General features: G+C 72.5%; 18 protein-coding genes. 11 read left to right on the forward strand and 7 right to left on the reverse strand.

The genetic code is table 11. The features are described 5' to 3' along the window. The first annotated feature begins 13 nt into the window (after window positions 1-13). The 5 genes from catA (at window position 14) to ACIGQF_RS03875 (ending at window position 3658) form a co-directional block, all read left to right on the forward strand. Window positions 14-871, forward strand: a complete 858-nt coding sequence (gene catA / locus ACIGQF_RS03855) for a catechol 1,2-dioxygenase (protein WP_399705110.1) — start codon at window positions 14-16, stop codon at window positions 869-871. 2 nt (window positions 872-873) lie between these two features. Beyond that, a complete protein-coding gene (catC, locus tag ACIGQF_RS03860) occupies window positions 874-1155 on the forward strand; it encodes a muconolactone Delta-isomerase (RefSeq protein ID WP_399705113.1) in 282 nt (93 codons plus the stop codon). Window positions 1156-1166: 11 nt separating this feature from the next. After that, the gene (locus tag ACIGQF_RS03865) at window positions 1167-1955 is read left to right on the forward strand and encodes a CoA transferase subunit A (RefSeq protein ID WP_399705116.1); all 789 of its coding nucleotides are present in this window, start codon (window positions 1167-1169) and stop codon (window positions 1953-1955) included. Next, window positions 1955-2599: a CoA transferase subunit B gene (locus ACIGQF_RS03870; RefSeq protein ID WP_399705120.1), complete on the forward strand. Its 645-nt coding sequence runs from the start codon at window positions 1955-1957 to the stop codon at window positions 2597-2599. The genes ACIGQF_RS03865 and ACIGQF_RS03870 overlap by 1 nt, the downstream gene beginning before the upstream one ends. Before the next feature lie 252 nt (window positions 2600-2851). Beyond that, window positions 2852-3658 carry an alpha/beta fold hydrolase gene (locus ACIGQF_RS03875; protein WP_399705123.1) on the forward strand — a complete coding sequence of 269 codons (807 nt, stop codon included), beginning with the start codon at window positions 2852-2854 and terminating at the stop codon, window positions 3656-3658. Between the two features lie 31 nt (window positions 3659-3689). Here the strand turns inward: ACIGQF_RS03875 and ACIGQF_RS03880 are convergent, their stop codons facing one another. Next, window positions 3690-5045, reverse strand: coding sequence for an acyltransferase family protein (locus tag ACIGQF_RS03880; RefSeq protein ID WP_399705126.1), 1356 nt, complete (start codon window positions 5043-5045; stop codon window positions 3690-3692). A gap of 156 nt (window positions 5046-5201) precedes the next feature. Between ACIGQF_RS03880 and ACIGQF_RS03885 the strand changes: the two genes are divergently transcribed. The 4 genes from ACIGQF_RS03885 (at window position 5202) to ACIGQF_RS03900 (ending at window position 10181) form a co-directional block, all read left to right on the forward strand. Continuing rightward, window positions 5202-5864, forward strand: coding sequence for a TetR/AcrR family transcriptional regulator (locus tag ACIGQF_RS03885; RefSeq protein ID WP_399705129.1), 663 nt, complete (start codon window positions 5202-5204; stop codon window positions 5862-5864). Between the two features lie 160 nt (window positions 5865-6024). Next, entirely contained in the window at window positions 6025-7389 is a 1365-nt protein-coding gene (locus tag ACIGQF_RS03890; RefSeq protein WP_399705131.1) for an MFS transporter, read from the forward strand. 103 nt (window positions 7390-7492) lie between these two features. Next, the gene (locus tag ACIGQF_RS03895) at window positions 7493-8362 is read left to right on the forward strand and encodes a shikimate dehydrogenase (protein ID WP_399705134.1); all 870 of its coding nucleotides are present in this window, start codon (window positions 7493-7495) and stop codon (window positions 8360-8362) included. Between the two features lie 10 nt (window positions 8363-8372). Further along, window positions 8373-10181, forward strand: coding sequence for a bifunctional sugar phosphate isomerase/epimerase/4-hydroxyphenylpyruvate dioxygenase family protein (locus ACIGQF_RS03900; protein WP_399705137.1), 1809 nt, complete (start codon window positions 8373-8375; stop codon window positions 10179-10181). A gap of 3 nt (window positions 10182-10184) precedes the next feature. Here ACIGQF_RS03900 and ACIGQF_RS03905 read toward each other — a convergent pair whose 3' ends face one another. Next, window positions 10185-11585 carry an aspartate aminotransferase family protein gene (locus ACIGQF_RS03905; protein ID WP_399705140.1) on the reverse strand — a complete coding sequence of 467 codons (1401 nt, stop codon included), beginning with the start codon at window positions 11583-11585 and terminating at the stop codon, window positions 10185-10187. A gap of 125 nt (window positions 11586-11710) precedes the next feature. Here ACIGQF_RS03905 and ACIGQF_RS03910 point away from each other — a divergent pair, with 125 nt between their 5' ends. Both ACIGQF_RS03910 and ACIGQF_RS03915 read left to right on the forward strand, forming a co-directional pair. Beyond that, window positions 11711-12478: a hypothetical protein gene (locus ACIGQF_RS03910; RefSeq protein ID WP_399705143.1), complete on the forward strand. Its 768-nt coding sequence runs from the start codon at window positions 11711-11713 to the stop codon at window positions 12476-12478. A gap of 365 nt (window positions 12479-12843) precedes the next feature. Then, window positions 12844-13017, forward strand: a complete 174-nt coding sequence (locus tag ACIGQF_RS03915) for a hypothetical protein (RefSeq protein WP_399705146.1) — start codon at window positions 12844-12846, stop codon at window positions 13015-13017. A 561-nt stretch (window positions 13018-13578) separates the two neighbouring features. Here ACIGQF_RS03915 and ACIGQF_RS03920 read toward each other — a convergent pair. The 5 genes from ACIGQF_RS03920 to ACIGQF_RS03940 form a co-directional block, all read right to left on the reverse strand. Then, the gene (locus ACIGQF_RS03920; protein ID WP_399705148.1) at window positions 13579-14274 is read right to left on the reverse strand and encodes a trimeric intracellular cation channel family protein; all 696 of its coding nucleotides are present in this window, start codon (window positions 14272-14274) and stop codon (window positions 13579-13581) included. A gap of 87 nt (window positions 14275-14361) precedes the next feature. Further along, on the reverse strand, window positions 14362-17274 hold the full coding sequence (locus ACIGQF_RS03925; protein WP_399705151.1) for an NHLP bacteriocin export ABC transporter permease/ATPase subunit: 2913 nt from the start codon (window positions 17272-17274) through the stop codon (window positions 14362-14364). 1 nt (window position 17275) lies between these two features. Beyond that, window positions 17276-19555: an NHLP family bacteriocin export ABC transporter peptidase/permease/ATPase subunit gene (locus tag ACIGQF_RS03930; protein ID WP_399705153.1), complete on the reverse strand. Its 2280-nt coding sequence runs from the start codon at window positions 19553-19555 to the stop codon at window positions 17276-17278. Then, window positions 19552-20355 (reverse strand): HlyD family efflux transporter periplasmic adaptor subunit, encoded by an 804-nt coding sequence (locus ACIGQF_RS03935; RefSeq protein ID WP_399705156.1) that lies wholly within the window; start codon window positions 20353-20355, stop codon window positions 19552-19554. The genes ACIGQF_RS03930 and ACIGQF_RS03935 overlap by 4 nt, the downstream gene beginning before the upstream one ends. A gap of 322 nt (window positions 20356-20677) precedes the next feature. Then, window positions 20678-20896, reverse strand: coding sequence for a type A2 lantipeptide (locus ACIGQF_RS03940; protein ID WP_399705159.1), 219 nt, complete (start codon window positions 20894-20896; stop codon window positions 20678-20680). Window positions 20897-21134 lie beyond the last annotated feature (238 nt).

The raw sequence follows: 21134 nt of genomic DNA on the forward strand, positions 1-21134 counted from the left end.
CAGGAGCACGACCATGAGCGAGAACGTCCAGGAGCAGGCCACCGCCGCCGCGTCCGGTGCCTCGGCCACCGAGGCCTTTCGCGCCAAGCAGCGGTCCGAGGCCGTCGCCGGCAAGGAGCGCGTCGACACGCTGGCCACCGAGGTCATCACCGCGGTGCACGACGTCATCCGCCGCCACAAGGTGACGTACGCCGAGTACGACGCGCTGAAGGCGTGGCTGATCGGCGTGGGCCAGGACGGCGAGTGGCCGCTCTTCCTCGACGTGTGGATCGAGCACGTCGTCGAGGAGGTCGCCAACGAGAACCGGCAGGGCAGCAAGGGCACCATCGAGGGCCCGTACTACGTCCCGGAGTCGCCGAAGCACGAGGCCGAGACCACCCTGCCGATGCGCGAGAACGAGGCCGGCACGCCGCTGCTCTTCCAGGGCCAGGTCCGGGGCGTGGACGGCGAGCCGCTGGCGGGCGCGCACGTGGAGATGTGGCACGCCGACGACGACGGCCTGTACTCGCAGTACGCGCCGAACCTGCCGGAGTGGAACCTGCGCGGCACCGTCGTCGCCGACGAGCAGGGCAATTTCAAGATCCACACGATTCGGCCCGCGCCGTACCAGATCCCCACCGACGGCTCCTGCGGCAAGCTGATCGCCGCGGCCGGCTGGCACGCCTGGCGCCCCGCGCACCTGCACCTGAAGGTGTCGGCGCCCGGCCACCAGCTGATCACCACGCAGCTGTACTTCGAGGGCGGCAGCCACGTCGAGGACGACATCGCCTCGGCCGTGAAGCCGGAGCTGGTCCTCGCCCCGAAGCCCGCGGCCGACGGCAGGGGCAACGAGGTCACGTACGACTTCGTGATGGACCGGACGGAGGCCTGAGCATGCTGTTCGCCGTGAAGATGGACGTGGACCTCCCCACCGGCCTGGACCCCGAGGCCAAGGCCGACATCATCGCCCGCGAGAAGGCGTACTCCCAGGAGCTGCAGAAGGCCGGGAAGTGGCCGCACATCTGGCGGTGCGTCGGCCAGTACTCCAACCTCAGCGTCTTCGACGTGGAGTCCAACGACGAGCTGCACGACATCCTGTGGGGCCTGCCGCTCTTCCCGTACATGTCCATCGAGGTGACGCCGCTGGCGGTGCATCCCTCCGACATCAACGCCTGACGGAGGGGAGCATGGACAAGGTCGTGGCGTCCGCCGCCGAAGCGGTGGCGGACGTAACGGACGGCGCCTCGTTCGCCGTGGGCGGCTTCGGGCTCAGCGGCGTCCCCGACGTGCTGATCCAGGCCGTGTACGAGACCGGCGCGAGCAGCCTGCGCGTGGTCTCCAACAACTGCGGCGTGGACGGCGGCGGCCTGGGCATCTGGCTCGGCGCGGGCCGGATCGCCCATGTCACCGGCTCCTACGTCGGCGCCAACAAGGAGTTCGCGCGGCAGTACCTCGCCGGCGAACTGGAGCTGGAGCTGACCCCGCAGGGCACGCTCGCCGAGCGGCTGCGGGCCGGCGGCTGCGGCATCCCGGCGTTCTACACCCCGGCCGGGGTCGGCACGGACGTCGCCGACGGCGGCATGGTGCTCCGGTACGGGGCTGGGGGAGGCGAGGTCGCCAAGGCGTCGCCGCCCAAGGAAGTGCGCGAGTTCGACGGCGAGAGTTACGTCATGGAGCGCGGCATCACCACCGACTTCGCGCTGGTCCGGGCGGCGAAGGGCGACCGGCACGGCAACCTCGTCTTCAACAGGGCGGCGCGCAACTTCAATCCGCTCGCGGCGATGGCCGGCCGGATCACCGTCGCCGAGGTGGAGGAGCTGGTCGAGCCGGGCGAGCTGGACCCCGACGAGGTGCATCTGCCCGGCGTGTTCGTCCAGCGGGTGCTGGCGCTGACGCCGGAGCAGGCCGCGGACAAGAAGGTGGAGCGGCGCACGGTCGCCGCGCCGCCGGACGGCGAAGGGACGGTGCGCGCCTGATGGCCTGGACCAGGGAAGAGATGGCCGCGCGTGCCGCGGGCGAGCTGCGCGACGGCGACTACGTGAACCTCGGCATCGGGCTCCCCACGCTCGTGCCCAGCTATCTGCCCGAGGGCGTGGACGTGGTGCTGCAGTCCGAGAACGGGCTGCTGGGCGTCGGCCCGTACCCCGCGGAGGACGAGGTCGACCCCGACCTGATCAATGCGGGCAAGGAGACCGTCACGGTGCTGCCGGGCGCGGCCTTCTTCGACTCCGCGCTCTCGTTCGGCATGATCCGCGGCGGGCACATCGACACCGCGATCCTCGGCGCCATGCAGGTCTCCGCGGGCGGTGACCTGGCGAACTGGATGATCCCGGGGAAGATGGTCAAGGGCATGGGCGGCGCGATGGACCTCGTGCACGGCGCCCGCCGGGTGGTCGTGGTGATGGACCACACCGCCAAGGACGGCAGCCCGAAGATCGTCGAGAGCTGCTCGCTGCCGCTGACCGGCCGGGCCTGCGTCCACCGGATCATCACCGACCTCGGCGTCCTGGACGTCACCGAGGACGGGCTCGTCCTGGTGGAGACCGCGCCCGGCGTGTCCGCCGAGGACCTTCTCGCGCGCACCGCAGCGCCCGTGCGGGTCCCCGCCGCGCACGGCTGACCCGCCGCCTCCGCCGCCCCGCCGGCCGGACTCCCGGACAGCCGTCCGGCCGGCGGGGGCCGAACCCGGCCGGTGCGGGCACCCGGTCCCGTACGCGCTCCGCCAGGTGCCCGACTCATGCGGCGCGCGTCCGGGGCCCCGCGCCGGCCGTGGGCGTCCGGATCCGTCGGACGCCCGGCGGCGGAGCGCGGGCAGGCCGCTCCGTCCTGCCCGCGCCCCGCCGCCACCCCCGTACGTTCCGCAGGAGACCCCGTGACCCGCACCGCTCCCCCGCTGCTCCACCACCGCCTCGACGGCCCCGAGGACGCGCCGCCTCTCGTGCTCGGCCCGTCGCTGGGCACCTCGCTCGCCGTGTGGGAACCGCAGCTGGCCGAACTGGCCCGCACCCACCGGGTGCTCCGGTTCGACCTGCCCGGCCACGGCTCCACCCCCGTCGGCGTACTCCCCGGCCCCACGCCCGGCGCCACCACCGTCGCGGACCTCGCCCGGCTCGTCCTGGATCTGGCCGATCACCACGGCTGGAGCACCTTCCACTACGCCGGGATCTCGCTCGGCGGGGCGATCGGTGCCCGGCTGGCGGTGGACCACGCCGACCGGCTCGCCTCGCTCGCGATGGTCTGTTCCGCCGCCCGCTTCGGCGAACCGGCCGGCTGGCGGGAGCGGGCCGCCGCGGTGCGCGCGCACGGCACGGCGGCGGTGCTGCAGGCGACGCCGGGCCGCTGGTTCGCCGATCCCGGGACCGCCGCCGGCCCGCGCGGTACGGCACTGCTCGGTGATCTCTCCGCCGCCGCCCCGGCCGGGTACGCGGCCTGCTGCGATGCGCTGGCCGGCTACGACGTGCGGTCCGCGCTGTGGTCGGTCACGGCCCGCACGCTCGTGATCGCCGGGCGCCAGGACCCGGCGACGCCGCCCGCGCTCGCCCGGGAGATCGCCGACGGGGTGCCGGGCGCGGCCCTCGTGGAGGTCACGGGCGCCGCCCATCTGGCGGGCGTGGAGCGGCCGGACGCGGTGAACGCGGCGCTGCGGGTGCATCTGGACGCGGCGACGGCGGGCCGCTGAACCCGCCGTACGCCGGCGCGGCGTGCTGCCGTCAGACGGTTTCGCCGCGGGCCGGCGCGGGCGGCCGCGCCGGTTCCTGCCGGGGTACCGGAAGGCCGCCGGGCGGGCCCGCCAGGACCTTCCCCAGGCGCTGTCCCGGCAGCTCGACCAGCCGGTGCGCGAGCATGCTCAGCGGCAGCAGCAGCGCGAGGTAGGCGGCCACCAGCAGCGGTGTGTCGTGCTGCTGCCAGGGCACGGCCAGGTCGCAGACCTCCAGGACGAGCGGGTGCAGGAGGTAGAGCGAGTAGCTGATCACGCCGCAGAAGGCGAGCCAGCGCGGTACGCGGTGCCGCCGCAGGGCCATCGCCACGCCGAACGTGAGCAGCGCGAGCCCGACCGTGAGCGCCCAGATCCGCACGGCGGCCTGCGGTGCGGCGCCGCCGGTGACCGCGTCGCCGCGGGTGCCGATGTGCAGCGCCGCCGACAGGACGCAGGCGGCGAGCACCATGCCCGCGACGGTCGTCCCCGCTGCCCTGCTCAGCTGCCCGCGCTCCATGCGGTACAGCACGGTCCCGGTGAACATCAGGGACAGCAGCGCGAGCCCCTGCCAGGGCGGGATGCGGCCGTTGCAGAGGACGAGGACGGCCGCCAGCCCGCCGCCGATCAGCGCCCCGGCCCGGCACCACGAGGCCCGGCCCGAGGCCACGGCGCACAGCGCGACGGCCGCCCCGAGCGCGGTCGCCGCGATCACCGGCGCGCCGCCCAGGCCCCGGGTCAGCGCGGCGGCCGGCAGCAGTCCGCCGGCCGCGACGCCGAGCGCGGCCACGCCGAGGGCCGCGGGCGCGGAGCGGCGGTGCTGCCGCAGTGCGAAGAGCGCCGCGACGAGGAAGTAGAAGACCATCTCGTAGGAGAGGGTCCACAGCACGTTGAGGGCGTTGGGCACGCCGAGGAGGTCCTGCAGCATCGTCCCGTGCGCGAGCAGGGCGCTCAGCGGGTCGTGCTCCCCCAGCCCTTCGCGCAGCTGTCCCGGACCCCACCGGGCGAGCAGCGCCGTGGCCGCGAGCGCCACGATCAGCAGCGGGTAGAGGCGGCAGACCCGGCCGACCCAGAACCGGCGCAGCGAGCCGCGCCGCTCCAGCGAGGCCGGGATGATGTAGCCGCTGACCAGGAAAAAAACGATGACGCCGTACGTGCCGGGGTTGAACCAGCGCAGCACGGTGGCGGACAGCTCCGGGAGGTAGCGCGGTCCCGCATGGTGCAGGGCGACCATCAGCGCCCCGATCCCCCGCAGCGCGTCCAGCCAGGCCAGCCGGCGGTCGGGCCCCGGCCCGTCGCCGGCGCCCGGCAGGTCGGGCACGTGCGCCGGGCGTGACGCCCGGGTCGACATCAACCACACCGCATCACTCATCGTCACACCGTACGTACGTGGCGTAGTTGCCGCATGTCGGACTGACGTCGCATCAGTCGTACGGGTCACCGGCGGCCGTCCGGGCCACTCGTCGCGCGCCGGACGAGCCTGCCTACACTGGGCCGACCAGTGGACCGCAGCCGAGGAGTCAGCCGTATGACCGCCGTTCACCCGTCGGCCCGTACCGCGGGCCGGCAGCGCGACGCGGCGCGGACCCGGGCGGAGATCCTGAAGGTCGCGACGGAGGAGTTCGCGCGGCAGGGGTACACGGGCGCCCGGGTGGACGAGATCGCGGCCCGCATCCACACCACCAAGCGGATGATCTATTACTACTTCGGCAGCAAGGAGCAGCTGTTCACGGCCGTGCTGGAGCACGCGTACGCGGGCATCAGGCAGCAGGAACAGCGGCTGGACGTCGAGCACCTGGATCCCGCGGCGGCCATCCGGCGGCTGGCCGAGCTGACCTTCGACCACCACGAGGCGCACCCGGACTTCGTCCGTCTGGTGAGCATCGAGAACATTCACGAGGCGGAGCACATCGCCGCTTCGGAGACGATCGGCCGGCTCAACTCCCCGGCCATCGAGGTGATCGGCCGGATCCTCGAAGAGGGCCGCGCACAGGGCGTGTTCACGGCGGACGTGGACGCGGTCGACCTGCACGCGATGATCAGTTCGTTCTGCTTTTTCCGGGTCTCCAACCGGCACACCTTCGGCGCGCTCTTCGCGCGGGACCTGACGGCGGCGGACCGCCGGGACCACTACCGCACGATGCTCGGCGACATGGTCCTCGGCTATCTGACGGGGTCCTCGGCGAGCTGAGCCGCGCGGCCGCCCACGGGCGGAATTGTTTCCCCGAGATGTCTTGACAGTGACCTGCGGGCGGTTCACGATCGCTGCACCCCCCACAACTAACTATCTAGTACGTTAACTCGCCGCCACCCGCCCCTCACGCCGGTGGCCCTCCCCCCGTGGAGCAGGCATGTCCGCTCTCTCGTCCGAGGCCGGGGCCCCGCCCCCCGCCCGGCCCCGCAAGGCCGCTGTCGCCGCCTGGATCGGCAGCGCGCTGGAGTACTACGACTTCTTCATCTACGGCAGCGCCGCCGCGCTGGTCTTCCCCAAGGTCTTCTTCGACCCGTCCGACCCGGCGACCGCGACGCTGATCTCGCTGGCGACGTTCGGTGTCGCCTACGCGGCGCGCCCGATCGGCGCGCTCTTCCTCGGCCACTACGGCGACCGGCTCGGCCGCCGCAAGATCATGGTCTTCACCCTGATGCTGATGGGTCTGTCGACCTTCCTGATCGGCTGTCTGCCCACGTACGCGCAGGTCGGCACGGCCGCACCGGTCCTGCTGGTGCTGATGCGCATCCTGCAGGGCCTCTCCGCCGCCGGCGAGCAGGCCAGCGCCAATTCGATGACGCTGGAGCACGCGCCCGCGGACCGGCGCGGGTACTACACGAGCTTCGCGCTGAACGGCACCCAGGCCGGCCAGATCCTCGCCACCCTGATCTTCATCCCGGTGGCCGCGCTCCCCGACGAGCAGCTCTACACCTGGGGCTGGCGGGTGCCGTTCCTGCTCAGCGTGGCCGTCACGGTCGCCGGCTACGTCATCCGCCGAAAACTGTCGGAGACCCCCGTCTTCGAGCAGGCCGCGGCGGAGGACGCGGTGGCCCGGCTGCCGCTGGCCGACCTGCTGCGGCACCACTGGGCTGACGTGCTGCGGGTGATCGCGGCGGCCCTGATCGCCACGGTCTCCACGATCTTCTCGGTCTGGGCACTTGCGTTCGCCACCGGCGACGCGGTCGGCCTGGACAAGTCGGCGATGCTCTGGGTGGGCGCGCTGGCCAATGTGGTGGCGCTGGCCGCCATCCCGCTGTGGGCGAAGCTCTCGGACCGCATCGGCCGCAAGCCGGTCTTCCTGATCGGCTCACTGGGCTCCGCCGTGCTGATCTTCGTCTACCTGTGGGCGATCACGACCGGCAGCTACCCGCTGGTCTTCGCCACGGGCATCCTCTTCTTCGGCGTCGTCTACAGCGCCGCCAACGGCATCTGGCCGTCCTTCTACGGCGAGATGTTCCCGACCCGGGTCCGACTGTCCGGCATGGCGATCGGCACCCAGATCGGCTTCGCGGTGGCGGGCTTCGCCGTGAGCATCGCCGAGCGGATCGCGGGCCCGGGCGGCGACAACTGGCTGGGCGTCGCCGCCTTCACCGCCGGCACCTGCGTGATCTGCTCGCTCGCCGTGCTGACCGGCCGGGAGACGTACCGGGTACCGACGCTGCTGCTCGGCGAGAAGCCGGGCGCGGCCCGCGACCGCGGCGACCTGGCGGGCGCGACCTCCGCCTGAGCGCCGCCGGCGGCGGAGGTCCCGGGTCTCCCTTCCGTCCGCGGACCTCTGCCGCCATAATTAACTAACCAGTTCGTACATTGCGCACCACCAGGGAGTCGCGTTGTCCACGCCCTCGTATCTCACCGGCCTCATCGGCTCCGGCATCGGTCCCTCGCTGAGCCCGGCCCTGCACGAGCGGGAGGCCGACCGGCACGGCCTGCGACTGCTCTACCGGACACTCGACCTGGACACCCTGGGCGTGCCCGCCGAGTCCGTCGGCGATCTGATCGCCGCCGCCCGTACGCTCGGCTTCGATGGACTCAACATCACCCACCCCTGCAAGCAGCTGGTGATCCCGCACCTGGACGAGCTGTCGCCGGGCGCCGCCGAGCTGGGCGCGGTCAACACCGTCGTCTTCCGGGGCGGCCGGGCGACCGGCCACAACACCGACGTCACCGGCTTCACCCAGTCCTTCGCGCGCGGCCTGCCCGGCGCCGCGACCCGGCGGGTCGTCCAGATCGGCGCGGGCGGCGCGGGCGCCGCCGTCGCGCACGCCATGCTCTCGCTCGGCACCGACCTGCTCACCCTCGTGGACACCGACGCGGTACGGGCCGGAGCGCTCGCCGACGCGCTCAACGCCCGCTTCGGGACCGGGCGCGCCGCCGCCACCACCCCCGACCGGCTGCCCGCCGTCCTGTCCGGCGCCGACGGGCTGGTGCACGCCACACCCACCGGCATGGCCGCCCACCCGGGCCTGCCGCTCCCCGCCGAGCTGCTCCGCGCCGACCTGTGGGTCGCCGAGGTGGTGTACCGCCCACTGGACACCGAACTGCTGCGTACCGCGCGGGAGCTGGGCTGCCGGACGCTGGACGGCGGCGGCATGGCCGTCTTCCAGGCCGCCGACGCCTTCCGGCTCTTCACCGGCCGGGAACCGCACGCCGAAGAGATGCTCGCCGACCTCGCCGACCTGGTCGGCGCCGCCGCGGTCTGAGGAGGCCCCCATGCGCAAATCCATCGCCACGGTGTCGCTGAGCGGCTCGCTCTCGGAGAAGCTCAGCGCCGTCGCAGCAGCCGGGTTCGACGGCGTCGAGATCTTCGAGAACGACCTGGTGGCCGGTCCGCTCAGCCCCGAGGAGGTCCGGCTGCGCGCCGCCGACCTCGGCCTGTCCATCGACCTCTACCAGCCGTTCCGGGACGCCGAGGCGGTGCCGGACGAGGTCTTCGCGCGCAACCTGCGGCGCGCGGAGCGGAAGTTCGCCGTCATGGAACGGCTGGGCGCCGACATGATGCTGGTGTGCTCCAGCGTCTCGCCGGACGCGGTCGACGACGACGCGCTCGCGGCGCGCCAGCTGCGTGCCCTCGCCGAACGCGCCGCCGACCACGGCATCCGGCTCGCGTACGAGGCACTGGCCTGGGGCCGGCACGTCAACACCTACGACCACGCCTGGCGCATCGTCGAGCAGGCCGGCCATCCGGCGCTCGGCACCTGCCTGGACAGCTTCCACATCCTCTCCCGCGGCTCCGATCCCAAGGGCATCGAGGACATCCCCGGCGAGAAGATCTTCTTTCTCCAGCTGGCCGACGCGCCCAAGCTGGCGATGGACGTCCTGCAGTGGAGTCGGCACTACCGCTGCTTCCCCGGCCAGGGCGGCTTCGACCTCGCCGGGCTGCTCGGCCACGTGCTGCGCGCCGGCTACTCCGGACCGCTCTCGCTGGAGATCTTCAACGATGTCTTCCGGCAGGCGGACGCGGGCCGCACGGCGGTCGACGCGATGCGCTCGCTGATCGCCCTGGAGGAGGCGACCGGGCTCAGCAGCCTGCCCGCGCCGGTCGTCCCGGACGGGTTCGCCTTCGCCGAGCTGGCCGCCGCCGACACCGAACCGCTGCGCTCCCTGCTCGGCGCGCTCGGCTTCGCCCGCACCGGCCGGCACACCGGCGGCAAGCCGGTGGAGCTGTGGCAGCAGGGCGACGCCCGGGTGCTGCTCAACACCGTGAGCGGCGCCCGCCGGGAGGGTCCGGGCCTGGTCGCGCTCGGGCTGGAGAGCCCGGAGCCGGCCGCGGCGGTGCGCCGTGCCGAGTCGCTGCGGGCGCCGGTCGTGCCCCGCCGCCGCGGGCCCGGGGACGTACCGCTGGACGCGGTGGCCGCACCGGACGACACGGAGCTGTTCTTCTGCCGCACCGACCGGGACGACCACCCCAGCTGGACGGCGGACTTCGGGTCCCCCGCTGCGCCGGGCAGCGCGGCCGGGGTCACCCGTATCGACCATGTCGCGCTCACCCAGCCCTGGCACCACTTCGACGAGGCGGCCCTCTTCTACGCGAGCGTGCTGGGTCTGCGTCCGAACGAGAGCCTGGACCTCGCCGACCCCTACGGCCTCTTCCGCAGCCGTGCCGTCGCCAACGCCGCCGGCTCGCTGCGGGTCGCCCTGAACGTCGCGCCCGTACCGGGCGAGCAGGGGAGCAGGCCGCAGCACATCGCGCTGGCCACCGACGACCTCCTCGCCACCGTGCGCCGGGTGCGGGAGAACGGCGCCGGGCTGCTGCCCGTCCCGGAGAACTACTACGACGACCTCGACGCGCGGTACCAACTCGATCCCGAGACCCTGGCGGCCTTCCGCGAACTGGGCATCCTCTACGAACAGGACGCGGAGGGCGGGGAGTTCCTGCACTGCTACACCGTCACCGTCGGCCGGGTCTTCTTCGAGTTGGTGGAACGGAGGGGCGGCTACCAGGGGTACGGCGCGGCCAACGCCACGGTGCGGCTGGCGGCGCAGCACACGGCCGACGCGGGCAGCCGGCCGGTGCGCTAGGGGTCAGGCGGCCGCGGCGGTGAGGGCGGTGTCCGCCGCCGCGGCGAACCGTTCGAAGTTGGCGACGAACCGGCCGGCGTCCTCGGCGGTGTGCTGCACGGACAGCGTCCACTGTTCGGTCTTGCCCCAGGGCGGCAGGAAGACGCCGCCGTTGTGCTGGTACAGCCAGTGCAGATGGCCCCAGCGGTCGTCGTAGGCGAGGAAGTCCCGGAAGTGGCGCAGCCGTTCGGTGAAGATCACCGAGCCCTTGGCGCCGCGCGCGGCCACGTACCCCGGCAGGCCGTGCCGGCGCAGCGCGGCCTCCACACCGCCGGTCATCGTCCCCCGCAGCGCGGCGAAGCCGCGGTAGGCGTCCTCGGTCAGCACCTCCGTGAGCATCGCGCGGACGGCCGCGAGCATCAGCGGGTTGCCGTTGAAGGTGCCGACCTGCTCGTAGGTGTGGTCGGCGATGCGGTCCATCAGCTCCCGGGTGGCGCCGATCGCGCCGCACGGGATGCCGCCGGCCATGGACTTGGCGAGGCACACGATGTCGGGGGTGGTGCCGAAGAGTTCGGTGGCGCCGCCGGGTGCGACCGCGAAGCCGGTCTTGACCTCGTCGTACGCGAGGTGGGCGCCGTGCCGGTGGAGCAGGGCCTTCAGTCCGGCGTGGTAGCCGTCCGGCGGGATGATCAGGCCGATGTTCATCATGATCGGCTCAATGATCATCCCGGCGATCTCCCCCGGGTGTTCGGCCAGCGTCCGTTCCACCGCGCCGAGGTCGCCGAACGGCACGACGAGGGTGAGATCGGTGATCTCCGTGGGATAGGCGGGGCCGTACGGCACGGAGCGCGGCCGGTCGTCGGGGCCGATGTCGTCGGCGACGCGGGCGTAGCCGGAGACCTGCACCGCGTCGTGGTGGCCGTGGTAGCTGCCCTCGACCTTGAGGATCTTCTTGCGCCCGGTCGCGGCCCGCATCAGATGGACGGCGGCCATCGTCGCTTCCGTACCGGAGTTGGTGAAGCGCCAGCACGGCTGCCCGAAGCGCTCGACGAGCAGCCGGGTCACCGGGATCAGGCCGCGAGTGGGCTGCGCGAAGTGCGTGCCGTGCCGGACCTGTTCGCCGACCGCGGCGACGATCGCCGGGTGGGCGTGGCCCGCGAGGCCGACGCCGAAGCCGCCGTGCAGGTCGACGTAGTCGGTGCCGTCCACGTCACGGACGTGCGCGCCATGCCCGTCCTCGATCCAGACGGCGCACGGCCGGGAGTCCTGCCAGGCGGAGGCGACCCCGCCGGCCAGCGTCTCCTGCGCCTCTTCGCGCAGGCGGACGGAGCCTGCGGTGCGGTCGGTGAGGATCTTCTCCTGCTCCTCGATCAGCTGGTCCAGGGCGTGGGCGCGGGCCGCGTCCAGCGGGAACTGCTGCGTCATCGTGCCGGTCTCCTTGCGCTCAAGGGCGTGCAACGACCAAGCTCCGTAGCGAAGTTACGGTAGAGAGAAAAGTTACGGTAGCTTTTCTACGAAAGTGGCGGCACCGACGGAGGGGCGGCAGCGCGATGCCGGGAGTCACCAGGAAGACGCGGCGGAGCCGCCGTTCACCGGCCGAGACCCGGGCCCTGATGCTGGAGGCGGGCGTGGAGCTGGTGCGCCGGCACGCCGCCGACACCTCCGACCGGGCGCTCGCCGGCCCCCTGGCGCACATCAGGCTCACCGATGTGGCGCGGCTCGCCACCGAGATCGCCGCGGGCCGGCAGCCGGGCGTCGGCCCGGCCCAGCCGATCACCACCGGCGCCATCTACCCCTTGTGGCCCACCCAGGCCGACTACCAGGTGGACCTGATGTTCCACCTGCTGGGCCCGGACGCGTATGCGGAGGACCGGGAAGCGGTGGCCGAGCTGCTTGCGCTCGCGGACACCACGGCGCCGGTCGAGACCGTCCTCGCCACGGTCGCCGCCGGCTACCTCGAACGCGCCCGCGCCAACCCGCTCACCTACGTCTACCTGACCTTCTACGTACTCGGCGAGCACCCCGAAGTGCGCGCCGCCGCCCGCGACGGCTACCGGCAGCTGGGCCTCGGCTACGCCGCCGCGCTGGAACGGCTGCTGGCCCGCGAGGGGCGTCGGCCGGCCCCCGGACGCACCGTCACCGACTTCGTCGTCGCCCTGCTCGCCGTCCTGGAGGGCTTCTGCCTGCGCGCCCGGGTGGACCCCGGCGCTCCCTTGCCCGACGGCCCGGCGCCCCGGGCGCCGCTGCCCGAACTGCTCGGCGCGACCCTGGTCGCCCTCTGGAACTCCTTCACGGAACCGGACCCGACGGCCTCATGACGCTCAACTGCCGTGTTTTCTAAGGCAGTTCACAGGTTCCTCCTAGAAACCTTCGGTACCGTGCGGCACATGACAGAAGAGAGCGCACCTCTTTTCAGCCGCCGCCGGATCCTGGCCGCGGGCGGCGCCGGCATCGCCACCGCGGGTCTCGGCGGGGCCGTCCTGTCCGGCAACGCGTCCGCCGAGCAGCCCGTCACCACGGACTGCCTCCGCCTCACGAAGGAGTCCATCGAGGGCCCGTACTACCTCGACTACGACAAGTACCGCTCCGACGTCACCGAGGGGAAGCCGGGCGTCCCGCTGACGTCGCGCGGCAGCAGCCGTACGCCACCAACACCACCGGGCGCACCACCAACGCCGAGGACATGCTGTACACCGGCGACACCGCCGCCGACGGGATGCTCGCGCTGCGGTACGACCCGCGGCACCTGGGACGCGGCGTGCGCGCGGCGATCACCCTCGGCGTCGATCCGGACGCCGTCAACGACGGCCAGGACGGTTTCCCCGCCCCGGCCTCCTCCCCCTCGGCCGGCAGCTGACCCCACAGTGGTGCCGCGCCCTCGGCGAGCGGAGCGGCACCACCCCACCAGATCAGCCGGCCACGAGGGCGATCTTCCCCCCCTGACGTGCTGGGCTCGACCGCGCGATGCGCTTCCGCAGCCTCCGCGAGGTCATGGTCACGCGGCCCGGCCGTGCCGAGGACGGTGGCGCCGTACGCCCTCGCGAGCTGGACGGCGACGGTCCCCACGCCACCGGCCGCCGCGTGCACCAGCAGCGTGTCACCGGCCCCCACCTCCAGCCGCTCCAGCGCGGTCTGTCCGGACGCCGAGAGCGCCCCGGCGACCGGCCACGGCATCGCCGCGGGCTTCGGCACGATTGATCGGTGGAGACGACCAGGGACTCGGCGTGCGCCACCAGCAGGGCCCAGCCCAGTACCTCGCTGCCGACGGGGAAGTCCGCCGCGCCCTCCCCCACCCGGTCGACGACCTCGGGGCCGCCGAAGGAACGGATCGCTGCTGCCTTCACGGCACGCCTCCCCTGGGACTGCCGCGTCCGGTGACGCGGTGCGCCCATGCTCGGACGTCGACCGCGGTTTGAGGTCAACCGCCGCCGATCGCCTGCCGCTGTCCCTGCGTCTCGTCCACGTCCACCGCGTCGGAGCGGCGGTTCCAGGCGCGGGGCGCGCGCCAGTGGTAGTGCAGGGCGAGCAGCCGGACGGCGAAGGCCACGACGGCGGCGAGCGCGCTGGTGCCGGGGTTCAGGGCCTGGAAGCGGATGCACAGCACGACGATGGCAGCGCCGACGATGGCGGGCACGGCGTACAGGTCGCGGTCCCAGCGGACCAGCGACGGCACCTCGTTGGCGATGATGTCGCGCAGCACGCCGCCGCCGACCGCGGTGGCCATGCCGAGGGTGGCGGAGGCGGTGAGGCCGAGCCCGTACTCGTACGCCTTGGTGGTGCCGGCGACGCAGAAGAGGCCGAGGCCGGCCGCGTCGAAGACGTTCACCCCGGTCTGGATCCGCTGGACCTGGGGGTGCAAAAAGAAGACGAGGACCGCGGCGATCAGCGGGGTGAGGAAGTAGCCGAGGTCGGTGAAGGCGGCCGGCGGCACGGCCCCGATGATCAGGTCGCGGAACAGTCCACCGCCCAGCGCGGTCACCTCGGCGAGCACGGCGATGCCGAAGATGTCGAAGTTTTTGCGTACGGCGAGCAGCGCACCGGAGATCGCGAAGACGAAGATCCCGATGAGTTCGAGCGTGTGCTGGACGGTGGGCGTGAACAGTTGCTGGAGCACACGGCATTCTTACGTGTGGACGGCGTCGTGGAGCGTGACGTTCCACACTGCGGGCGGCCGCGCCTCCCGGAAGCGGCCGCCGGGCGGTCAGCTGATCTGGCGGCGGACCAGTTCGTGGAAGAGGCCGCCGGTGTCGGCGAGCAGGTCGGCGGGGGCACCCTGCTGGGCCACCCGGCCGTCCGCCATGACGATCACCCGGTCGGCATCCATGATCGTGGAGAGCCGGTGGGCGATGACGACGCGGGTCGCGTTCAGCTGCCGGGTACTCTCGGTCACCACCCGCTGCGTCTCGTTGTCCAGCGCGCTGGTGGCCTCGTCGAAGAAGAGGATGCGCGGCCGCCGGATCAGCGCCTGGGCGATCATCAGCCGCTGCCGCTGGCCGCCGGAGATCGAGCCGCCGCCGTCGGAGAGCATGGTGTGCATGCCCATCGGCATCCGCTTGATGTCCTCGGCCAGCCCCGCCATCTCCGCTGCCGCCCACGCCTCCTCCTGCGTGAACATCTCGGCGCCGCAGATGCAGTCCAGGATCGAGCCATTGAAGGGCTGCGCGTTCTGGAGGACGACGCCGCACTGGCGGCGCACCGCGGCCTGGTCCAACGCCGCCAGGTCCTGGCCGTCGTACAGGACGCTGCCGGCGGCCGGCCGGTCGAAGCCGATGAGGAGGCGCAGCAGGGTGGACTTGCCGCAGCCGCTCGCGCCGACGACGGCGACGAACTCGCCGGGCCGTACCTGGAAGGACACGTCGTCCAGGACCAGCGGCCCGTCGTCGGAGTAGCGGAAGGACAGGCCGCGGGCCTCCAGGCCTCCGGTGAGGGTGCCGGGCCGGGTGGAGCCGCCACGGACCTCGGGCCGCTCGTCGAGCACCGGCTTGATCTGCTCGAACATCGGCAGCACGGCGGCGGCCTGGAGGAACGCGCCGGTCAGCTGGGTCACCGCGGACAGCATCATGGTCACGGCGGTGTTGAAGGTGAGGAACGCGCCGGCCGACAGCACACCGCGGGCCGGGCCCGCGAGCAGCATGAACATCACGAGGGTGCACAGCGGCAGATAGATCGCGTTGAGCACGGTGGTGAGGTTCTTGATCCGGCCGACCTTCTGCTGAAGTTCCCGGCTGCGCGCGAACTCCCCGGCCCATGCGCTGTACGCGAAGGTCTCGGCGGCGGCGACGCGCAGCTTCGGCAGTCCGCGCAGCGTCTGGAACGCCTGGTTGTTGAGCTTGTTGGTCAGCTCGATGAGGCGGCGCTGGTAGCGCAGCTGCCACAGCCCGAGCAGCAGGAAGACCGCGGCGATGCAGAGCAGCATGGCGATGGCGACGACGGCCAGCTTCGGGCTGTAGACCAGCAGCAGGACGAGGTTCATCGTGCCGACCGTGCTGGCCTGCACCGCGATCGAGCCGATGCCGGACAGGATGCGGCGGATGCCGCTGATGCCCATCGCGGCACTGGCCAGCTCGCCGGTGGAGCGCTCGCTGAAGAATTTGGTGGGCAGCCGCAGCAGCCGGTCCCAGACGGCCGGCTGGAGGGTGGACTCGATGCGTCCTTCGATACGCAGGATGGAGGTGTTCTCCAGCAGCATGAAGACCGCGGCGACCAGGCTGGTGGCGATCAGCGCGATGGTCGTCTGGACGATGAGGCCGCGCTCGGCGTTGGGCACGTACTCGCCCAGCACCTTGCCGGTGGCGATGGGCACCAGCGCGCCCAGCACCACGGCGACCAGCCCGCCGATGGCGAGGTTGCGCAGGTCCAGCCGGGTGCCGCGCATGGCGAAGCGGGCCAGCCGCAGGGGACCCATCGGGCGGTCCGGCAGCGGCGCGTAGAGCATGACGCCGCGCGGCTCGATCGCCTCGGCGGTCTCGGCGTCGAGGCGGGTACGCGTGCCGTTCGCGCCGACCGCTTCGTAGCGGCGGCGGCGCCACAGCAGCGCGACCGGTTCGCCGGTCTCGGTGCGGTGGCCGATCAGCGGGCCGCTGTTCTCTCGCCACCACCGGCCGTCGAGCTTGACGACGCGGGTGCGGATGCGGGAGCTGACGGCGATCCGCTCGACCGGGCTCAGCCGGTCGTCGGTCGTGCCGCCCTCCTTGGGCGAGGAGAGGGTGATGCCGGCGGCGTCGGCGACCTTGCGGCAGACGGCGAGCGTGGCGTCGTCGGTGGCGCCCGTGCGCGCGCCGCCGCGGCCGGGCGCGCCGATGGAGGACAGCAGGGTCCGGTCGGCCTGGGAGCGGGCGGCCTCGCCCGCCTCGATACCGGCGGCCGTGCGGTCCTCGTGGGCGCGCTCCAGCCGCTCGATCCAGCGGTCCAGGGACGACAGCAGCCGGTACTGCTGGTCGACCATCCGCTGCCACATCGTGCCGTCGATGAGCAGGTCGGCGGCGGCCTCGGCGCTGTAGTGGGCGCCGTACTGGAGGCTGCCGGGCTCGACCGGCATCCACAGGATGTTCTCGTCGGCCGTGCCCTGCGGATCGAGGACCCCGTCCGCCTCTGCGGTCTCGTACTCACCGTCGAGCGGCGCCTCGAAGAGCACCCGCTGGCTGCGGCCGACGCCGCGCGCGAACGCGTCCTCCAGCGGGCTGAGCGCGCCGTCGTAGCCCAGCTCGCCGGTGTCCCACGGGTCCGCCGCAGGGGACTGGCCGACGTACCGGCCGTACGCGTCGTACTCCGCGTAGCCGCCGTACTCGGGCCGGAACAGCTCGCGCAGCGGGATGCGGCGCACCGCGCAGCCCTGGAGCGGCCGGCCGACGAGGGTGTGCTGCGGGCCCTCGACGGGGCCGAGGAGGAGGGTGCCGGGGGCGAGCCGGCCGAGGAAGTACCAGTGGCCCTGCTGGGCGGCGTCGACCGCGAAGAGGTCCATGGCACCGGCGGTGACCAGCCACAGGACGTGCGGGCCTTCGAGCGGGAGGTTGCGCAGGCCCGTGAGGTCGGCCTCGGTGCCGAGCCCGCCGAGGGCGTGCAGCACGCTGTCGTCGGCGGCCGTACCGGCGGCCGCGGGATGAGGGGTCGTCACCTCAGGACTCCTTGACCAGCTCTGCGTACGCGCCCTGGGCGGCGACCAGTTCCTCGTGCCGCCCGCGCTCGACGACCTTGCCGTGGTCCAGGACCACGATCTCGTCGCTGTCGCGCACGGTGCTCAGGCGGTGCGCGATGACGACGCAGGCGCAGCCCAGGCGCCGCAGGTTGTCCATGATGATCTGTTCGGTCTCCGCGTCCAGGGCGGAGGTGACCTCGTCCAGGACGAGGATGGAGGGCCGCCGGACCAGGGCGCGGGCGATCTCCAGGCGCTGCCGCTGGCCGCCGGAGAAGTTGCGGCCGTCCTGCTCGACCCGGCTGTGGATGCCGCCGGGCCGGCGGGAGACCACGTCGTAGGCGGCGGCGTTCTTCAGCGCCTCGATGACGGCCTCGTCGGGGATCGAGGGGTCCCAGAGCGCGACGTTGTCCCGGACGGTGCCCTCGAAGAGGAAGACGTCCTGGTCGACGAAGGAGACCGAGGAGGCGAGGGCGCCGCGGGAGATGTCCTCCAGCCGCTGCCCGTCGATGTGGATGGTGCCCTCCCACGGGCGGTACAGGCCGGAGATCAGCCGGGAGACGGTGGACTTGCCGCTGCCGGAGCCGCCGACGAGGGCGACCTGCTGGCCGGGGCCGACGGTCAGCGAGAAGCCGGTGAGCAGCGGCTTGTCCAGCGGGCTGTAGCCGAAGGTGATCTCCGTGAGCGTCACGTGGCCCTTGAGGCGGCGGGTGCTCGCGACCGGCTCGGGGCGGGTGTAGAGGGAGTCGACGGGGAAGGATTCGACGTCCTTCAGGCGGGCCACGTCGGCCGCGAAGTCCTGGATCCGGCCCGCCATGCCGTTGAGCCGGGTGATGGGCTGGGTGAAGTTGGTGACCAGCGCCTGGAAGGCGACGAGCAGGCCCACCGACATATGGCCCTCGACGGCGCGCAGCCCGCCGATGTAGAGGATCAGCGCGCTGTTGAGGGCGGCGAGGGTGGGTGCGACGACGGCGAGCCAGGAGGTGGGGACGCCGAGCCGCTGCTGCCCGTCCAGGGTGGTGGCGTGCTGTCCGGCCCAGCGCCGGAAGTAGCCGTTCTCGCCGCCGGTGGCCTTCATCGTCTCGATGAGCTGCAGGCCGCTGTAGGAGGTGTTGGTCAGCCGCGCGGTGTCGGCGCGCAGCTTCTGCGTACCCGTGGCACGCATCCGTACGACGATGCGCATCGCGGCGACGTTGAGCAGCGCGACGGCCACGCCGATGAGGGTGAGCTGCGGGTCGTAGGACCACAGCAGGAACGCGTAGAGGATGACGACGACCGCGTCCACGGCGGCTGCCGCGATGTCCCTGGCCAGGGTCTCGGCGACGGTGTCGTTGGACTGCAGGCGCTGGACGAGGTCGGCGGGGTTGCGCTGGGCGAAGAAGGTGACCGGCAGCCGGAGCAGGTGGCGCAGGAAGCGGGCGCTGCTCAGGGTGGAGGAGATGATGCGGCCGCGCAGCAGGTTCGCCTGTTGCAGCGCGGTGAGCGCGGCGGTGAGGAGGAGGGTGGTGCCCATCGACGCGAAGAGCACCCCGAGCAGCGACGTCTGGTCGCCGATCAGGAACATGTCGATGTACGTACGGCTGAGTGCGGGCACGGTCGCGCCGACCACGACCAGCAGGAAGCTGGCGAGGACGGCGGCGAGCATGGTGCCGGAGGTGCCGCGCAGCCGGGGCGGCAGCGCGCCGAGGACGCCCGGCTTGCGGCCGCCCTTGCGGAAGTCCTCGCCGGGCTCGAAGGTCAGCACGACGCCGGTGAAGCTGGTGTCGAAGTCCTCGGCGGGCACGAAGCGGCGGCCCCGGTCGGGGTCGTTGATGAACGCGCCCTTGCGGCCGAAGCGGCGGCCCATGCCGTCGAAGACGACGTAGTGGTTGAACTCCCAGAAGAGGATGGCCGGGGCCCGCACCTCGGCGAGCGCGGCCGGCTCCATCTGCATGCCCTTGGCCTTCAGCCCGTAGGAGCGGGCGGCCTTGAGGAGGTTGGAGGCGCGGGAGCCGTCGCGGGAGACGCCGCAGGCGATGCGCAGTTCCTCCAGCGGGACGTGCCGGCCGTAGTGGCCGAGGACCATGGCGAGCGAGGCGGCGCCGCACTCCACGGCCTCCATCTGGAGGACGGTGGGGGTGCGGACGGACCGGCCGGCGCCCTTGGCGGGTCCGGGCCCGCTCCGGCCGGTGCGGCGCCGGGTGGGCTTGGCTTCGGGGCGGTGCCGGCCGCGGCCGCCGGGCGGCAGCGGGGGCGTCGCCGGTGCTTCGGGCTGCGCGGTCACGGGAGGAGCCAATCGATCGGGCGCTGCGCGGTGAGGTGGATCGCACCGGTGACGGGCGTCATGGAGCCGATCGCGTTCGGCGGCCCGTCGGCGGTGGACCACTTGTAGCCGGACTCGGTGTCCGCGCGGTCCAGCTCGACGAGGACGGCGACGGGCTGGCCGTGCGCGCTGAACTGCTCGCCCAGCTCGCGGTCGCCGAGGAAGGAGGCGATCTGCCGGCTGCTCTGCGGAGCCCGGCCGACCGCCTTGACCTTGCCGCGCAGTACGCCGTACTGCTGTGTGGGCACCGACTGGACGGTGAGGTCGACGGTGGCGCCGACGGGGACGGTGGCGGCGCTGCGGCTGGGGACGTACGCCATGGCCACCACGGGTTCGCGCGCGCTGCTGACGCGCTCGACGCTCGCGACGTCGGCGCCGACGGTGACCACCGAGCCGATCTTGCCGACCAGGCTGGTGACGCGCCCGGCGGCGACGGCGCGGACGGCGCGGTCGCCCTGTGCGGTGCGGACCTTGAGGACCGGCGCTCCGGCGCGGAGCGTCGCGCCCTCCTTGGCGTAGACCTGGGTGACCTGTCCGGCGACCGGACTCTGCAGGACGTAGCTGCCCTGCGGGTGGGTGAGGATGCCGGGCGCGCTCAACTTGGAGGACACGGACCCGGTGAACGCCCAGAAGGCGGCGACGGCCATCACGACGACGGTGACGGCGAGGACGAGGCCGCCCTGCGGCCGGGCGTAGCGCACGGGCAGGTCGAGCTCTTCAGGCGACTGGAGCTTGGCCAGCGCCTTTTGCCGGAACTGCACGGAACTTTTCCCTCGACTGCTTTTGCCTCGATCGACGCCGGCGCACTTGCCAGAGGGCGGCGAAGAAAAAGGCGACCCAATGGGACACGCGCGACATGGCGCACCTATGAGGCATGAAAATACCCGCCGCTCGGGCACGCCGATGCATGACCGTAACACAGGCGGAAAAGCCCGCACTTGACGGGAGAAGGGTAAATCGGTCGCCGACGTCCGTGAGCCCCGGAACAAATGCTCCGGGGCTCACGGCAAACCTATGGATACGGACATGTACGCATAGGTCGAGTCACGCCTGCGGCAATACTGCCGACAGTGACCGTGGGTCTCAGAGACCGGCGACGACGCCGTTCACGTTGACGCCGGTGGCCTGCTGCACGGTGCCGGTGACGGTGCCGAGCACGTTGCCGACGGTGCCGCCGGTCACGCCGTCGACGGTGCCGACGACCTGGTCGGCGACGGGGCCGACGACGCCGAGGCCACCGGCGATGTTGTCGAGCTCGGCGTCGGCGATCTCAGCGGTCTCGACCTGGGGGGTGAAGTCCATGACTTGCGGTTCCCTTCAATTGCTGTGGGTCAAACTCGAATAACACGGGAGTCGGCGGCAGAACATAACCCGGCCGCCAAATCGGTCATTTACCGACCGGAAGCCGGAAGGCATTTGGCCGACCTCCGCGCCGAAATGATCCAAGCACGCCAACTGGCGGCCGGGCCAACCCGCTTGCAGGGGGTAGTCGGCACATTCCCGCGTCGCACAACGATCGCGTGCAGTTTCGTCCACGCGT

Origin of the sequence: Streptomyces sp. NPDC053560, assembly GCF_044544605.1 — a bacterium.
GTDB lineage: Bacteria > Actinomycetota > Actinomycetes > Streptomycetales > Streptomycetaceae > Streptomyces.

Bases quoted from the DNA above. Each gene is read 5' to 3' on its own strand.
- ACIGQF_RS03890 (WP_399705131.1), top strand. From the start codon at position 6,025: ATGTCCGCTCTCTCGTCCGAGGCCGGGGCCCCGCCCCCCGCCCGGCCC.
- catA (WP_399705110.1), top strand. From the start codon at position 14: ATGAGCGAGAACGTCCAGGAGCAGGCCACCGCCGCCGCGTCCGGTGCC.
- ACIGQF_RS03940 (WP_399705159.1), bottom strand. From the start codon at position 20,896: ATGGACTTCACCCCCCAGGTCGAGACCGCTGAGATCGCCGACGCCGAG.
- ACIGQF_RS03885 (WP_399705129.1), top strand. From the start codon at position 5,202: ATGACCGCCGTTCACCCGTCGGCCCGTACCGCGGGCCGGCAGCGCGAC.
- ACIGQF_RS03870 (WP_399705120.1), top strand. From the start codon at position 1,955: ATGGCCTGGACCAGGGAAGAGATGGCCGCGCGTGCCGCGGGCGAGCTG.
- ACIGQF_RS03880 (WP_399705126.1), bottom strand. From the start codon at position 5,045: ATGAGTGATGCGGTGTGGTTGATGTCGACCCGGGCGTCACGCCCGGCG.
- ACIGQF_RS03905 (WP_399705140.1), bottom strand. From the start codon at position 11,585: ATGACGCAGCAGTTCCCGCTGGACGCGGCCCGCGCCCACGCCCTGGAC.
- ACIGQF_RS03910 (WP_399705143.1), top strand. From the start codon at position 11,711: ATGCCGGGAGTCACCAGGAAGACGCGGCGGAGCCGCCGTTCACCGGCC.
- ACIGQF_RS03915 (WP_399705146.1), top strand. From the start codon at position 12,844: ATGCTGTACACCGGCGACACCGCCGCCGACGGGATGCTCGCGCTGCGG.
- ACIGQF_RS03865 (WP_399705116.1), top strand. From the start codon at position 1,167: ATGGACAAGGTCGTGGCGTCCGCCGCCGAAGCGGTGGCGGACGTAACG.
- ACIGQF_RS03900 (WP_399705137.1), top strand. From the start codon at position 8,373: ATGCGCAAATCCATCGCCACGGTGTCGCTGAGCGGCTCGCTCTCGGAG.
- catC (WP_399705113.1), top strand. From the start codon at position 874: ATGCTGTTCGCCGTGAAGATGGACGTGGACCTCCCCACCGGCCTGGAC.